General features: G+C 63.1%; 19 protein-coding genes. 11 read left to right on the top strand and 8 right to left on the bottom strand.

Annotated elements, in window-relative coordinates; all coding sequences use genetic code 11:
- Nucleotides 1–12: 12 nt before the first annotated feature.
- From IWY39_RS07095 to IWY39_RS07065, 7 genes are all read left to right on the top strand, one after another.
- Complete coding sequence (locus IWY39_RS07095) at nucleotides 13–180, top strand: hypothetical protein (protein WP_019053516.1); 168 nt, start codon at nucleotides 13–15, stop codon at nucleotides 178–180.
- A gap of 178 nt (nucleotides 181–358) precedes the next feature.
- Entirely contained in the window at nucleotides 359–850 is a 492-nt protein-coding gene (locus tag IWY39_RS07090; RefSeq protein WP_017181442.1) for a response regulator transcription factor, read from the top strand.
- Between the two features lie 65 nt (nucleotides 851–915).
- On the top strand, nucleotides 916–1,263 hold the full coding sequence (locus tag IWY39_RS07085; protein ID WP_017181441.1) for a hypothetical protein: 348 nt from the start codon (nucleotides 916–918) through the stop codon (nucleotides 1,261–1,263).
- Between the two features lie 62 nt (nucleotides 1,264–1,325).
- Nucleotides 1,326–1,745 (top strand): hypothetical protein, encoded by a 420-nt coding sequence (locus IWY39_RS07080; protein ID WP_229380599.1) that lies wholly within the window; start codon nucleotides 1,326–1,328, stop codon nucleotides 1,743–1,745.
- Nucleotides 1,723–2,196 carry a transcriptional regulator gene (locus IWY39_RS07075; RefSeq protein WP_107124221.1) on the top strand — a complete coding sequence of 158 codons (474 nt, stop codon included), beginning with the start codon at nucleotides 1,723–1,725 and terminating at the stop codon, nucleotides 2,194–2,196. The genes IWY39_RS07080 and IWY39_RS07075 overlap by 23 nt, the downstream gene beginning before the upstream one ends.
- Nucleotides 2,197–2,346: 150 nt before the next feature.
- Nucleotides 2,347–3,672 carry a NupC/NupG family nucleoside CNT transporter gene (locus IWY39_RS07070; protein ID WP_017181438.1) on the top strand — a complete coding sequence of 442 codons (1,326 nt, stop codon included), beginning with the start codon at nucleotides 2,347–2,349 and terminating at the stop codon, nucleotides 3,670–3,672.
- Between the two features lie 67 nt (nucleotides 3,673–3,739).
- Nucleotides 3,740–4,786, top strand: coding sequence for a DUF1176 domain-containing protein (locus tag IWY39_RS07065; protein ID WP_107124220.1), 1,047 nt, complete (start codon nucleotides 3,740–3,742; stop codon nucleotides 4,784–4,786).
- A gap of 6 nt (nucleotides 4,787–4,792) precedes the next feature.
- Here the strand turns inward: IWY39_RS07065 and IWY39_RS07060 are convergent, their stop codons facing one another.
- The 4 genes from IWY39_RS07060 to gluQRS form a co-directional block, all read right to left on the bottom strand.
- Nucleotides 4,793–5,641, bottom strand: coding sequence for a GGDEF domain-containing protein (locus IWY39_RS07060; protein WP_107124219.1), 849 nt, complete (start codon nucleotides 5,639–5,641; stop codon nucleotides 4,793–4,795).
- 126 nt (nucleotides 5,642–5,767) lie between these two features.
- Complete coding sequence (locus tag IWY39_RS07055) at nucleotides 5,768–6,337, bottom strand: cob(I)yrinic acid a,c-diamide adenosyltransferase (protein WP_107124218.1); 570 nt, start codon at nucleotides 6,335–6,337, stop codon at nucleotides 5,768–5,770.
- 8 nt (nucleotides 6,338–6,345) lie between these two features.
- Nucleotides 6,346–6,579, bottom strand: coding sequence for a twin transmembrane helix small protein (locus tag IWY39_RS07050; protein WP_017181434.1), 234 nt, complete (start codon nucleotides 6,577–6,579; stop codon nucleotides 6,346–6,348).
- Nucleotides 6,580–6,589: 10 nt separating this feature from the next.
- Complete coding sequence (gluQRS, locus tag IWY39_RS07045; RefSeq protein WP_107124217.1) at nucleotides 6,590–7,504, bottom strand: tRNA glutamyl-Q(34) synthetase GluQRS; 915 nt, start codon at nucleotides 7,502–7,504, stop codon at nucleotides 6,590–6,592.
- A 94-nt stretch (nucleotides 7,505–7,598) separates the two neighbouring features.
- On the opposite strand from gluQRS, the gene IWY39_RS07040 reads away from it, so the two are divergent.
- Entirely contained in the window at nucleotides 7,599–8,165 is a 567-nt protein-coding gene (locus IWY39_RS07040; protein ID WP_017181432.1) for an HNH endonuclease, read from the top strand.
- Between the two features lie 29 nt (nucleotides 8,166–8,194).
- On the opposite strand, the gene IWY39_RS07035 is transcribed toward IWY39_RS07040, so the two are convergent.
- The gene (locus IWY39_RS07035) at nucleotides 8,195–8,929 is read right to left on the bottom strand and encodes a Crp/Fnr family transcriptional regulator (RefSeq protein ID WP_019053509.1); all 735 of its coding nucleotides are present in this window, start codon (nucleotides 8,927–8,929) and stop codon (nucleotides 8,195–8,197) included.
- A gap of 184 nt (nucleotides 8,930–9,113) precedes the next feature.
- Between IWY39_RS07035 and murA the strand changes: the two genes are divergently transcribed.
- Both murA and IWY39_RS07025 read left to right on the top strand, forming a co-directional pair.
- Nucleotides 9,114–10,397, top strand: coding sequence for a UDP-N-acetylglucosamine 1-carboxyvinyltransferase (gene murA / locus IWY39_RS07030; protein ID WP_017181430.1), 1,284 nt, complete (start codon nucleotides 9,114–9,116; stop codon nucleotides 10,395–10,397).
- Nucleotides 10,390–11,916, top strand: a complete 1,527-nt coding sequence (locus IWY39_RS07025; RefSeq protein ID WP_107124216.1) for a PAS domain-containing protein — start codon at nucleotides 10,390–10,392, stop codon at nucleotides 11,914–11,916. The genes murA and IWY39_RS07025 overlap by 8 nt, the downstream gene beginning before the upstream one ends.
- On the opposite strand, the gene IWY39_RS07020 is transcribed toward IWY39_RS07025, so the two are convergent.
- The 3 genes from IWY39_RS07020 to IWY39_RS07010 form a co-directional block, all read right to left on the bottom strand.
- Nucleotides 11,864–12,298 (bottom strand): response regulator, encoded by a 435-nt coding sequence (locus tag IWY39_RS07020; protein WP_019053507.1) that lies wholly within the window; start codon nucleotides 12,296–12,298, stop codon nucleotides 11,864–11,866. The genes IWY39_RS07025 and IWY39_RS07020 overlap by 53 nt on opposite strands.
- Before the next feature lie 98 nt (nucleotides 12,299–12,396).
- Nucleotides 12,397–12,624: a DUF2188 domain-containing protein gene (locus IWY39_RS07015; RefSeq protein ID WP_107124215.1), complete on the bottom strand. Its 228-nt coding sequence runs from the start codon at nucleotides 12,622–12,624 to the stop codon at nucleotides 12,397–12,399.
- A 3-nt stretch (nucleotides 12,625–12,627) separates the two neighbouring features.
- Nucleotides 12,628–13,245, bottom strand: a complete 618-nt coding sequence (locus IWY39_RS07010) for a DNA-3-methyladenine glycosylase family protein (protein ID WP_019053505.1) — start codon at nucleotides 13,243–13,245, stop codon at nucleotides 12,628–12,630.
- Nucleotides 13,246–13,322: 77 nt separating this feature from the next.
- Here IWY39_RS07010 and IWY39_RS07005 point away from each other — a divergent pair, with 77 nt between their 5' ends.
- Nucleotides 13,323–13,640 (top strand): 2Fe-2S iron-sulfur cluster-binding protein, encoded by a 318-nt coding sequence (locus IWY39_RS07005; protein ID WP_017181425.1) that lies wholly within the window; start codon nucleotides 13,323–13,325, stop codon nucleotides 13,638–13,640.
- The last annotated feature ends 38 nt before the right edge of the window (nucleotides 13,641–13,678 follow it).

The raw sequence follows: 13,678 nt of genomic DNA, 5'->3' as shown, positions 1-13,678 counted from the left end.
AGGAGCCGGAACATGGCCGACCTCTATCTTAAAGCCCTGACGTCCGAGCGCCGCGCTCTATGGGCCGAATGTCGCCTCAAGGGATTGGCCAAGGACACGCCCCAACGTCAGCGAATCGTCGAGATCGATGCGCTGCTCGCCGCGCACAAGGCGAAACAGGACGGCAAACCGCGCGCCTGATCGTCGGGACCACGTACCTACGTACGTAACTAGATTGCATATCACTACCCTCTCATGTCACTTTAGCCACTAGCGCAAACCGAATCGCAACCTTGCGGGTGTGATATGCTTTGGCTGGACCTTGTGATGCCTGTAGCTTGTTGACGGGCAAAAGCGTCCACGCAGGAGGAACGAAGGAGTGGCCGAAACCCTGCCAGCCTTGAGCGAGGGTGAAAAGCAGTGCCTGCGGCTGGTGTCGCAGGGCTTCAATTCCAAGGAAATCGCGCGACAGCTGCATGTGTCGGAACATACGGTGGATCAGCGCGTCCGCACCAGTTTGCGCAAGTTCGGCGTCCCTTCCCGCAAGGAAGCAGCACGCCTGTTTGTTTCGATTGAGCAACCACAGCCCCAAACTGGCACATATCAGCCTTTGATACATCAATCGCAGCGGCTTGCTTCCGATGCATCTCCTGCGTCATCCATCGCTCAGCCGGACAGGCCGGATGAGCAGACGGAACGAAAAGGGTTCCTGCGACGCATCCTCGCCTTCGGCCCACCGCTAGGGGGATCGATCAATGAACTGAGTATCGATGGCCGCATATTGGCGATGATCCGCGCCGCCGTACTGACCGGTGTTGGTGTCGTCACTTTGCTGCTGCTCATTGCCGGGGCCTTCAAGGCACTGGCCTGATCCTTCCTGTATCGCCACGCTGAAAACGCACCGCCTCGCATGGCGCCGTGCGAAGGAGATGACTTGTGCTCAATCTTGATCCCGCAAAGACCCAGGCCGTCGCCGATCAGACCAAGCAGGCTTTTGCCTCGCTGGACGGCGCGCTGGTCGATACCGCGCACCTCACGACCGCTTTTCTCGCTGCCGCTCAGGATTCCGGCCTTACTGCCGCGGAAAGCCAGCGCATCATCCTGCGCATCCATGAAAGCGCGACCAAGATTATCGAAGGGCGCAGCGACATGATCCGCGCGACGGCCCTGCTGACCCGTTGCATCGAACAAAGCCAGCATGCAGTCACCGCCTTCGGATGCCCGTTGGGAATGGACGCGCCCGCTCAGGACGATGTGCAGCGCCACCTGACCCTGGTCGCTTGACCAGGTGGAGCCGTCGGCATTGGATACACGTTTGATTTCTCCCCCCTCTCAACGGTGATCAAATGCTGGCGGCTTCTTTTTGGCTTTTGATGCTTTTAACCTGCGCTTTCGCACTGGCCTTTGGGGGTCGGGACGGGCGGCGCTTCGTTGTCATCTCGGCGACGGCGGTGGTGCTCACCATTCCCGCCCAGCTCGCCGGGTCGTGGCAGGCGACGCAATATTGGCTGATGACGGTCGACCTCTTCGCCTTTGTCGCATTGCTCTGGTTGATGCTGCAAAGCCAGCGCTACTGGCCGGTATGGGTCTCCGCCTGTCAATTGATGACGGTGCTGTCCCATGTCGCGACCCTGCTGCTGCAAAGTTTTTCAGACCGCATCTATGAAGGGCTGAGTACGGTCTGGATCATTCCCCTCATGCTGTTTGCCATCATCGGCATCGAACTTGATCGAAAGTCGCTCCATGACCGCGCATATTCCGCCTGAGAGCATCGTCCCCAGCCAGGAGGCGGCCGACCTGATCGTCGCGCTGCAACGCTGTCTCTCCAATGTGCATGCCCGGCAGGAGGATGCAGCGGTTCTGGATGGCACTGGGGAGGGCCATCTGGCCGCGCTTTCGCGCTATATCGAAGCACGGCGCGCGCGTGCCACGCTGCTGGGTCCGAACCTCTTCAGCGATCCCGCCTGGGACATACTGCTCCTCCTCTATCAGTCCGGGCTGAACGGGCGCGCGCTGACACTGGAGCAACTGAGCGAACAATCGCGCCTGTCGATGAGCGTCATCGTCGGGCAAGTCGGCGTTCTGGAAAGGCGCGGCCTTCTGGACGAACATCAAACCTCGCCCAACAGCCGCCGACGCCGCGCCGTGCGTCTTTCGCCGCTGGCGGTAGATGCCATGTCCTCCTGGTCGTCGCTCGCTTTCGACGCAAACGGCTGACGCGCCCACCGGCGCCATTCGCCCGACATCGCGAGGATGTTCGCTGCCACCGGGGCGATCGGGACGAACAGCTATCCCTCAACTCAGGCTGGCCATGCCCGCGCTCCGCTCATATAGTCGCGCGCAACATCCTTCCCGCGAAAGCCTTTCATGCATCTTCTCATCGGTCTTGCGGGCATACTGCTCATCCTTGCCATCGCCATTGCCCTGTCGTCCGACCGTCGCGCCATCCGGCTCCGCGTCGTCGGCGCGGCCTTTCTGTTGCAGGCGGGCATCGCCCTGATGGTTCTCTATGTTCCTGCCGGGCGCGCGGTCATTGCGGGCATGTCGAAGGGGGTGTCCAATCTTCTTGGCTATGCGCAGGCGGGCACCAATTTCATCTTCGGCCCGCTTGCCAGTCCCGAAATCGGCGGGGCCAGCTTCGCCATCGCTGCGCTGCCCGTCATCATCTTCTTCGCCAGCCTCGTGTCGATCCTCTATTATCTGGGGGTCATGCAGTTCATCGTCCGCTGGGTCGGCGGCGCGATCGAGGCGGTGACCGGCGTGTCGAAGGTGGAAAGCCTGTGCGCCGCCGCCAATATCTTCGTGGGGCAAAGCGAAAGCCCGCTCGTCATCCGCCCCTATCTGGCGGGCCTCACCCCGCCGCAATTGTTCACGGTGATGACCAGCGGCATGGCAGGCGTTGCCGGCACGATCCTCGCCGCTTACGCTTCCATGGGGATCAAGATCGACTATCTCCTCGCCGCCAGCTTCATGGCCGCGCCCGGCGGGCTGCTGATGGCCAAGATCATGATGCCGGACGTGCGACTGCCCGTGCAGGGCGAATTGCCGTTGGGTGACGATCCCGACATTCATCTGCCCGAAACCCGGATCAGCGGGGCAGGGCCTGCCGCCTTGCTGCCCGAAGGAACGCCGGGCGAACCCATGCCGGTTGCCAGCCATGACGAGGAAAAGCCCGCAAACATCATCATGGCCGCCGCGCAAGGGGCGCAGACCGGCGTGAAACTCGCCGTCGCGGTCGGCGCGATGGTGCTGGCCTTCGTCGCGCTGGTGGCGCTGGCCAACGGCATATTGGGCGGCATTGGCAGCATGTTCGGCTACCCGACGCTCAGCTTCCAGCAACTGCTGGGCTATGTCTTTTCGCCGGTCATGTATCTGCTCAATATCCCTTGGGAGGAAGCGCAGGTCGCAGGCGGCCTGTTCGGCACGAAGGTCGTGCTCAACGAATTCGTCGCCTATATCAATCTGGGCCAGGTGCAGGGCGCGCTGTCCCCGGCCAGCATCGCCATCGTCACCTTCGCCCTGTGCGGCTTTGCCAATTTCAGCTCGATCGCGATCCAGATGGCGGTGACCGGCAACCTCGCCCCCAACCAGCGCCCCATGATCGCCAAGCTTGGCCTCAAGGCGCTGGTCGCGGGCAGCCTCGCCAACCTGATGAGCGCCGCGCTGGCGGGACTGATGCTCAGCCTGCGCTGATCGGTCATTATCTACCCGCAACGTTTGACTCTATCGCTGCCCGCATAAATCCATTATGGTTAACCCCATGGGGGCAAAGACAGTTTTCGCGGCCGCGCTGGCGGTTTCGCTCGGATCGCCAATGGCGTTGGCGCAGGCGCCAAAGCCGGGCCGGTTGGAAACCTATAAGGACTGGACGATCGGCTGCGACAATCGCAACCGATGCGAAGCGGTCTCGCTGTTGCCCGAAGGCAGCGATCTGCCCGACATACCGTTGATGATCGGTATCGTCCGCGCCGCCGGACCCGATGCCCAGACCGAAGTCTGGATCAGCCGGGAGGGCAAGGGCCAGGCCGACGTCACCCTGTCCGTCGATGGCCGCAAGATCGCCAGCGCCATTGCCCGCGACGGCGAAGGCACGATCCGCGGGCCGCAGGCATCTGCGCTCGCCATCGCCATGGCGCGGGGCACGAGCATGGAGGTGCGCGCGGGCGCCAGGCTGCTTGGCCGTCCCTCGCTCGCCGGATCAGGCGCGGCGCTGCGCTATATGGACGCGCGACAGGGCCGGGCAGGGACCACGACCGCGTTGGTCGCGACCGGCACGCTTGGCCCGACGGCTGTAAAGCCCGCGCCCGTAGCACCCGCCATTCGCCGCGCGCTCGTCCCGGCCGGCCCAGCGCCCGCCGCCCTGTGGCGTGAGGAACTGACCGCGCTCGGCAAATATACCGGCTGCACCGATGACATGCGCAGCGATCAGACCCCGGACCTGCAACGCCTCTCCAAGACCGAAACCCTCATCCTCGTCCCCTGCGGATCGGGCGCCTATAATTTCTCGTCCGTGCCGGTCATCGCCACTGGCGTTCCGGGCCGCCGATCCTTTCGCTTTGCCGCTTTCGATTTCAAGCCGGGCTGGAGCGAGGAGGCGGGCCATCCCATGCTGGTTAATGTCGGCTGGAGCCCGGAAAAGTCCCGGCTGGACAGTTTCGCCAAGGGCCGTGGCCTGGGCGATTGTGGCGGCAGCGAAGCCTATGTCTGGGACGGCCAGCGCTTCCGCCTGATCGAGGCGACCAGCATGGGCGAATGTCGCGGCGCCTGGCACTGGATCACGACCTGGACCGCGCGCGTCGTCGAATAGACGGCGTCACACCATCTGCACGACCGGCCCCGCGCGACAGATGCGGTCGCGCCCGGACTGTTTGGCGTCATAGAGCGCCGTGTCCGCCGCGCTCAATGCGCCGTCCACCGCATCCCCGGCCCAGCGGGACAGACCGGCGGAAAAGCTGATCGGGCGGCCATGAATGCGGCCGATCGGGTCCAGCCGCATCTGGTTGGCGATACGCGCCAGCGACCAGCAGGCTTCATCCTCTGCCGCGCCATGAAAGAAAACCACAAATTCCTCGCCACCCCAGCGCGCGACCCGATCGACGCGGCGCAACTGCGCGGACAGGCGGTCGGCAAAGGCGGCCAGCACCCGGTCGCCCTCATCATGGCCCAGCTGGTCGTTGACCTGCTTGAAATGATCGATGTCGATGATCGCGACACAGCCGCGGCGCTGGTCGTGGGGCAGGGCGTCGAGCTGCGCCAGAAAGCCGCGCCGGTTGGCAACCCCCGTCAGCGGGTCTTCATGCGCGGCTACATGCAGGTCGTCGATCTGAGCCCGTGTCGTGCTGGCGGCGCGATGGACCCCGGCATAGAGCGTCTGGATCACGTCGCCGACTTCCGGCAGCGCGGTATCGGCCTTGCCATTGAACGTCTCCGCCAGCGCATGAATGGGGTTGAGCAACGCCCCGATGCCAATCAGCGCGATCGCTGTGCCAAACAGCGTCATCAGCGTCAGCACGGCAAATTCGGTCAGCGCGATCCGTCCGGTCGCCAGTCCCCAGCCACAATAGCCCAGTAGCGGCAAATGGGTGGCGATGAAACAGAGGGTGAAGAGACGCAGGCGCAGCGAGCGCGGAAAAATGAATGACGTCGCGAGATAGAAATGCATGAAAGGCCCCGTAATTGCGAATGGTGCGCAAAGTCAGGGGGGCGACTGAATGCTTTCCCAACAAACAGGGTTAATTTGGCCAGGTGGGACGAGCCGTGCAGTAGCTGAGTCAGACGGGGGCGATTGTCAGCGCGATCCGCCCGGCACCCATTTGATATCGGTAGCGCCATTATCATTCACGCGGCGCGCCAGCACGAACAGCAGGTCCGACAGTCGGTTGAGATAGGCCAGCGCCTGCGGGTTCAAGGCCACGTCCGTCGCGGCTGCGGTTGCGCTGCGCTCGGCCCGGCGCGTGATCGCACGGGCCAGGTGGATGGCGGCGGCGGCAGGCGATCCGCCGGGCAGGATGAAACTGTCGAGCGGGGCCAGATCGGCATTCATCGCGTCGATATGGTTTTCCAGCCGCTCGACCTGGTTGGCAATGATCCGCAATGCCCATGGTTCGTCTGCACCGTCGGGGACAGGCGTCGCGAAATCCGCGCCCAGATCGAACAGGTCGTTCTGGATCGTCGTCAGCCAGGCCGCTTCCGGCCTGTCGCCCATCGCAATGATTGCCAGCCCGATCGCGCTGTTGGCCTCATCGACATCGCCCACCGCCTGCATGCGCGGCGCATGCTTGGGCAGTCGCGATCCATCGACAAGCCCGGTGGTCCCCGCATCGCCGGTACGGGTGTAGATCTTGTTCAGCTTGACCATGGAATCGGCTAATTGCCCTTGGACAAGAGCAGGATCGCGACGATGATGATCGCCGCCGCCTGAAACAGCACGCGGTTCAACATCATCTTATTCTGTTTGAGCCGCGACGGGCTTGGCCCGCTGCCTTCGGGCGCGTTCAATTCCTCCTTGGTGACCTGAAGGAAGGAGATGATGCCGCGGATCAGCGCAAACAGCGTTGCGCCCATGGCCAGGATGAGGGCGATGACAAGGACGGTGTTCATGGCCTGTAACCTAGGCGCTTGCAGGCCCGATGCCAACCGGAAAGCGTCCACCCCTAAGGTCAGCTACCAGTGCCGCCGCGTCCATGCCCTGAGCGCGCAGGTCCGCCAGCGCAATCGACCCGCTTCGCTTGGCCAGGCGCCTGCCATCGGCATCCACGAGCAAAGGATGATGGATATAGGCTGGAGAGGGCAGGGCAAGCAGCGCCTGCAACAGGCGATGCACGTCCGTCGCCCCCAGCAGGTCGTCGCCGCGCAGCACATGGCTGATCCCCATCGCGGCATCGTCCAGCGTACAGGACAGATGATAGCTTGCCGGCGCGTCCTTGCGCGCCAGCACCACGTCGCCATGGATGAGGGGCGCGGCCTGGTGCAACGCCTGTGCCTTCATCTGCGGGCATGACAGCGGAGAAAAGGACATCGCGTGCCATGTCACTGTGCCTGCCCGCGCTACGGCTTCCTGCATATCGATCCGCCACGCATGCGCCTCCCCCGCGCCAATCCGTCGCGCCCGCTCCTCCTCGCTCAATCCCCGGCACGTCCCCGGATAAACCGGCCCTTCCGGCCCATGCGGCGCGCTCGTGCTGGCGGCAATGTCCGCCCGCGTACAGAAACAGGGATAGAGCAGCCCCATGTCGCGCAACTGTTCCAGCGCCGCGTCATAACTTGGCAGCCGCCGCGACTGGAAAACCACCTCGCCATCCCAGCCTATTCCCAGCCAGGTCAGATCCTCGATGATCCCCGCGACATGCTCCGCCCGGCTGCGCGTGCCATCAATATCCTCGATCCGCAGGCGGAACGTGCCGCCCGCCGCTCGTGCCATGTCATGCGCCAGCAGCGCCGACCAGGCATGGCCGACATGCAACCGCCCGGTGGGGCTTGGCGCGAAGCGGGTAACAACATGCTGTGGTGCGACGGATGATGTCATACAGGCTCTTGACGGGCGATATTGGTTAATGCTGTCATGCGGGTGTCATGTTGCTGGTGGATCAGCAGCGTCGGCAAGGGGGTAGAGGCTTTCTATGTACCATCCCGACCTTATACGGCATCCGGAAAACTGTCCGGCATTGGTTTTGAACGCAGATTACACGCCGCTCAGCTATTATCCGCTGAGCCTGTGGCCGTGGCAGACCGCGATCAAGGCGGTCTTTCTCGACCGGGTCGACATCATCGCCTCCTACGCGCGGCAGGTGCACAGCCCCAGTCTGGACATGAAAATCCCGTCGGTCATCGCGCTCAAACATTATGTGAAGCCGTCCGAGCATCCCGCCTTCACCCGCTTCAACCTGTTCCTGCGCGACAAGTTCGCCTGCCAATATTGCGGCAGCACCAGCGATCTGACCTTCGATCATGTCGTGCCGCGCCGCGCCGGTGGACGCACCACATGGGAAAATGTCGCGACCGCCTGTTCGCCCTGCAACCTCAAAAAGGGCGGGCGCACACCCAAAGAGGCGGGGATGCAGCTCCACGTCCAGCCGATCCGCCCGACCAGCTGGCATTTGCAGGAGCATGGCCGCGCCTTCCCGCCCGGCTATCTGCACGAAAGCTGGCACGACTGGCTCTATTGGGATGTCGAACTGCTGGCGTAACGGCACGGCATTTGCCGCGCTGCCTGCTTTTATCCGACCGGCAACCAGTCCAGGTCCATATCCTTGTGCCGGTTGGTATAATGGCCGATTTCCTCCAGCCGCCCCATCTGGTGCAGCGTGATGCGACCGTTGGAGCGGCTGATCAGCCCTTCCTGTTCCATCTGGCGGATCATGCGGTTCACATGCACCGATGTCAGGCCGATCGAATCGCCAATCTCCTCCTGCGTCAGCTTCAGGTCGAAACTGTCGCTGACGCTGTCGTCGGTCACCCGCAGCCGGTCGAACATGTCGAGCAGGAAGGAGGCGACCCGCGCCTTGGCCGATGTGCGGCCCAGTGACGCCAGCCGATCGGTCATCGCCACCCGCTCCGCATTGGACAGCAGGAACAACAGCGCGGCAACCCGCGGATATTCCTCCAGCAACCGGCGCAGCGCATGCTTGTCGAACGGGCACACCACCACGTCGGTCAGCGCGACCAGCGATTCGGGGGCCTTGCTGTAAATGGTGCTGGCCGACCCGATGAAATCGCCGGGGAAATAGACGCGCAATATCTGGCGGCTGCCGTCGGGCAGGATGACAAAACTCATCACCCGTCCTTCGCGCAGCACGAACAATTCGGTAACCGTATCATTGACACGCTGGATCATGCCGCCTCGCTTCATTTTGCGAGGATTTTCCTCCAGCCGGGCCAGGGCCGCCTTTTCCGCGTCGGACAGCGGCACATGCTTGGCCAGCCTTTCTGCGAAACAACTCGTTACCACCAATAAACCTCTTAAAAATTCTCGTTACGATGGCAAAACGCCCGAAGCGCCTTTTGGCTGCATTTTGGTTAACCGCACTAAACTCGATCAAGGTCTGATTAATTGTTTCCGGTTTACGGCAGGGCCCCATAATTCGGCGCCGGGTTACCTTGCACGGCGCGCGTTTGCCGCTATTAACCCTGACCTAATGGACCGCATCATCATCCGCGGCGGCAAAGTGCTCAACGGCCGCCTTCCCATCTCCGGCGCGAAAAACGCAGCGTTGACATTGCTGCCTTGCGCCTTGCTGACTGACGAGCCGGTAACGCTGCGCAACCTGCCGCGCCTCGCCGACGTTGACAGCTTTGGTCATCTGCTCAACCAGTTGGGCGTTTCGACCATGATCGAAGGGGCAAGGCCGGAAGATTTCGGCCGGGTCATGACCATGCGGGCCGGGCGCGTTACATCGACCGAAGCGCCCTATGACATTGTGCGCAAGATGCGCGCCTCGATCCTGGTGCTTGGCCCCCTGCTGGCGCGCGCGGGCGAAGCGCGGGTATCGCTGCCCGGCGGCTGCGCGATCGGCAACCGGCCTATCGACCTGCATCTCAAGGCTTTGGAAGCCTTTGGCGCGATTATCGAGATTGCGGCGGGCTATGTCCGCGCCAGCCTGCCCGACGGCGGCCTGCCCGGCGGCATCTACACCTTCCCGGTGGTCTCGGTCGGTGCGACCGAAAACGCCCTGATGGCCGCAGTTTTGGCCAAGGGCACCTGCATTCTGGAAAATGCGGCGCGAGAGCCTGAAATCGTCGATCTGTGCCGCCTGTTGCTGGCCATGGGCGCGGATATAGAAGGCGTCGGCACCGACAAGCTCGTCATCCATGGTCGTGAGCGGCTCCATGGCGCGACCTACCGCGTCATGCCCGACCGGATCGAGGCGGGCAGCTATGCCTGCGCCGCAGCGATCACCGGCGGGTCGCTCGACCTGATCGGCGCCAATGGCGAGGATATGCACGCGATCATCGCCGCGCTGCGCGACGCAGGCGTGCAGGTGGACGTCCACAAGGATGGCATTCGCGTATCGTCCGACGGCAAGCTCAAGCCGCTGACCCTGTCGACCGCGCCGTTCCCGGCCTTCCCCACGGATATGCAGGCGCAGTTCATGGCGATGCTGACCATGGCGGATGGCGCATCGGTGCTGACCGAAACCATCTTTGAAAATCGTTACATGCATGTGCCTGAACTGGCGCGCATGGGTGCGGACATCGCGGTCAACGGGCGCACGGCGGTCGTGCGTGGTGTCGACAGGCTCGTCGGCGCGCCGGTGATGGCAACCGACCTGCGCGCGTCGATGAGCCTCATCCTGGCCGGCCTTGCGGCGGAAGGCGAAACCCAGGTCAATCGCGTCTATCATCTCGATCGCGGTTATGAGCGGCTGGAGGAAAAGCTCTCCGCCGTCGGCGCCGATATCGAACGCGCCAGCGATGGCTGACCATAGCGGTCTGGGCACCGATCGTGGGGCGCTCCTGGCGCTCTATGATCTGGATGCCGGCGGGTTTCGTCATCTGGACGAGATTACCGCCTTCGCCTCGACGCTTTGCGATGCGCCCATCGCTCTGGTCAGCATCGTGGAGGAAGCGCGCCAGCGCTTTCTGGCGCGCACCGGCCTCGACGCGGAAGAAACGCCGCGCGACGTGTCCTTCTGTGCGCTGGCCATGCTCGGCGACGATATTTTCGTCGTGCCCGATGCGTGCGAGGATCCGCGTTTTGCGGACAATGCCCTGGTTACCGGCCCACCGCATATCCGCTTTTACGCTGGTGCGCCGCTGATCGACAGCGCTGGCGTGCCGTTGGGCGCCCTGTGCGTCATCGATACGCAGCCCCGCGCTGATCTGACCCCGATCCAGCGGCAGGGGCTGACCCTGCTGGCGCGGCAGGTGATGGTCGAACTGGAGGGGCGTCGTCGCGACCGCGATGTCATAGCGCGCCAACGCCAGGACGCAGCGGCCATTGCCGACAGCGATCGCATGTTCCGTACCTTGGCGGACACCATGCCGCAGATGGTCTGGTCGACCCTGCCCGACGGCTATCACGATTATTATAATGCCCGCTGGTATGAATATACCGGCGTCTTGGCCGGATCGACCGATGGCGAAGGGTGGAATGACATGTTCCATCCTGACGATCAGGAACGCGCCTGGGGCCGCTGGCGCAAATCGCTGGAAACCGGCGAGCCTTATGAAATCGAATATCGGCTGCGCCATCATAGCGGCGACTATCGCTGGACGCTGGGCCGCGCCCTGCCGATCCGCGACGGGGCCGGCACTATATTGCGCTGGATCGGCACCTGCACCGACATCCACGAACAGAAGTTGATGATGGAAGAGCGCGAGATGATCGCGCATGAGCTATCCCATCGGATCAAGAATATCTTTTCGGTGATCGCCGGGCTGATTGGCCTGTCGGCGCGCCAGCACCCGGAAATCGGCGCCGTTGCCGAAGATTTGCGCGATCGCATTCTCGCGCTCGGCCGCGCCCATGATTTCGTCCGCCCGCACAGCGCCGAATCCGCGCCGCAGGTCGGGCAGGGGCAAGGGCTGCTCTGGGGCATATTGGACCAGATTTTCGCGCCCTATAATTCGCGGGATCGCTCGCGCATCGCGCTGTCGGGCGACAATGTGCCGATTGATGATCGCTCGGCAACGCCTCTGGCGCTGCTGTTCCACGAACTGGCGACCAATGCCGCCAAATATGGCGCGCTTTCGGTGCCGGATGGCCGGATAGCCCTGCATATCGCGCGTGAAGGGGCGGATGTGCGTATCGACTGGCAGGAATTGGGCGGGCCAGCGGTTCAGTCGATGCAGCCGGACGGTTTTGGCAGCCGCCTCATCACCTTGAGCGTGGAGCGGCAGCTGGGCGGGCGGATTGCGCGGGACTGGTCTGCTGACGGGCTGAAACTCAGCCTCTGGATACCAACCCGCTCGATGAGCCGCTCTGTAGGAACGGAATAAAGCCTGCAATCTCTGCGGCGTGCAATTCGGGCTCTTCCGCCGCGGCCAGTTGCAGCGCGGCGGAAATGCTTTGCGAACGAAACGGCTTTGTGATCACGCCGAGCGCCGCGACCGACGCCTCGCCGATTTGCGACGGATTGGCGGTCACATAGATAACACGAATGCCATAGCGGCTCGCCAGCTCCATGCCGATGATCGGCCCGGTCGGCCCATCGCGCAGGTTCAGGTCGACCAAAGCTATGTCGCAGGATTCCGCGCAGGCCAGCGCAGCCGGACGATCGGCAGCAATCGCGCTGACATCGAATCCCGTCTCCTCGACAATCTGTTCAATCTCTAAAGCGACGAAAATCTCGTCCTCAACTATCAAAACTCTCTTGCTCATTCCTGGGGCCTGTATGATTTAGGACAAGAAATGCTCCGCTGCCCGCGCGGTTCCCCCCAGGCGACAAGAATCCCTTGGCGATGGGCCGACAGGCAGCATCACCCCTGCACACTGCTCCAGATGGTCTCGAAATTGGTGGCGTCCTTCATCAGCAGGACCGAGGCAGGATAGCCGCCCTCGCTGGCCTTGCGCGCGGTATCCGTCGCACTGTCCACCGCCGCTGCCTGCGTGTCGAACGGGCCATAATAGGTGTTGTTCAGGTTGATTTTCCAAACGCCCTCATGGGTCAGGACGATGTAGCGGGCATGGGGCAGGGTGGGGGACATGGATTACAAAACCTCTGTATTATAATGATGCCACGCCATGATGGCGGCGGCGCCGCGATGCGGACGCCAGGCTTCGGCAAGCTGGCGGGTCGCCTTTTCGCTTGGTCGTTCGGGCAGGCCCAATATCCGGCCCACCTCTATCTGTACTGCCAGATCACCCGCAGGCCAGATGTCGGGCCGTCCTTCGGCAAAGAGCAGATAGATTTCCGCCGACCAGCGGCCAATCCCCTTGATCTGGATAAGCTGCGCAATCGCTTCCTCATCGTCGGCGGGCAGGGCGTTCAGATCCAGCGCCCCGCTCAGCACCATTTCCGCCAGACTGCGGGCATAGCCCTGCTTCTGGCGCGACAGGCCGCAGGCGCGCAGCGCGTCATGATCGCGCGCCAGAAGCGCATCGGGCGCGCAGCCTGCGCCAAGGTCCGCCTCCAGCTTGCGCCACACCGCCGCTGCCGCCGCCACGCTGACCTGCTGACCGACGATCGTGCGCAGCAGCGTCTCATAGCCCGGCTCCCGCAGGCGCGGCTCAGGATAGCCAACCCGCGCCAGCGCCGCGACAAATCCCGGTTCGATCGCGGCGATGGCGTCCAGACTGCCGCGCAACGTCTCTGCTGTCGTAACCATCTGTTGTTTCCTTCCACCCTTGATTTCCCGACGTCTGTCCGTCAGAGCGGCGAAGAAAATTCTTGGGGACTGGATAGATGCCGAAACTGATTGTGGTCAACCGTGCGGGCGAAGAACAGGCTGTCGATGGCGACAATGGCCTGTCGGTGATGGAAGTCATCCGCGACAACGGCTTTGATGAACTGCTGGCCCTGTGCGGTGGCTGCTGCTCCTGCGCGACCTGCCATGTCTATGTCGACCCCGCCTTTGCCGATTCGCTTCCCGCGATGAGCGAGGATGAAAATGATCTGCTCGACAGTTCGGACCATCGCAACGACACCAGCCGTCTGTCCTGCCAGGTCGTTCTGACCGACGCACTGGACGGCCTGCGCGTCACCATCGCGCCGGAAGATTGATTTTAGACCGCACCGGCCCACGCCTCCACCCGGCCTCC

It is taken from the genome of Sphingobium sp. JAI105 (assembly GCF_015752145.1).
Taxonomy (GTDB): domain Bacteria; phylum Pseudomonadota; class Alphaproteobacteria; order Sphingomonadales; family Sphingomonadaceae; genus Sphingobium; species Sphingobium xenophagum.
This window is presented reverse-complemented; position numbering and strand designations above follow the sequence as displayed.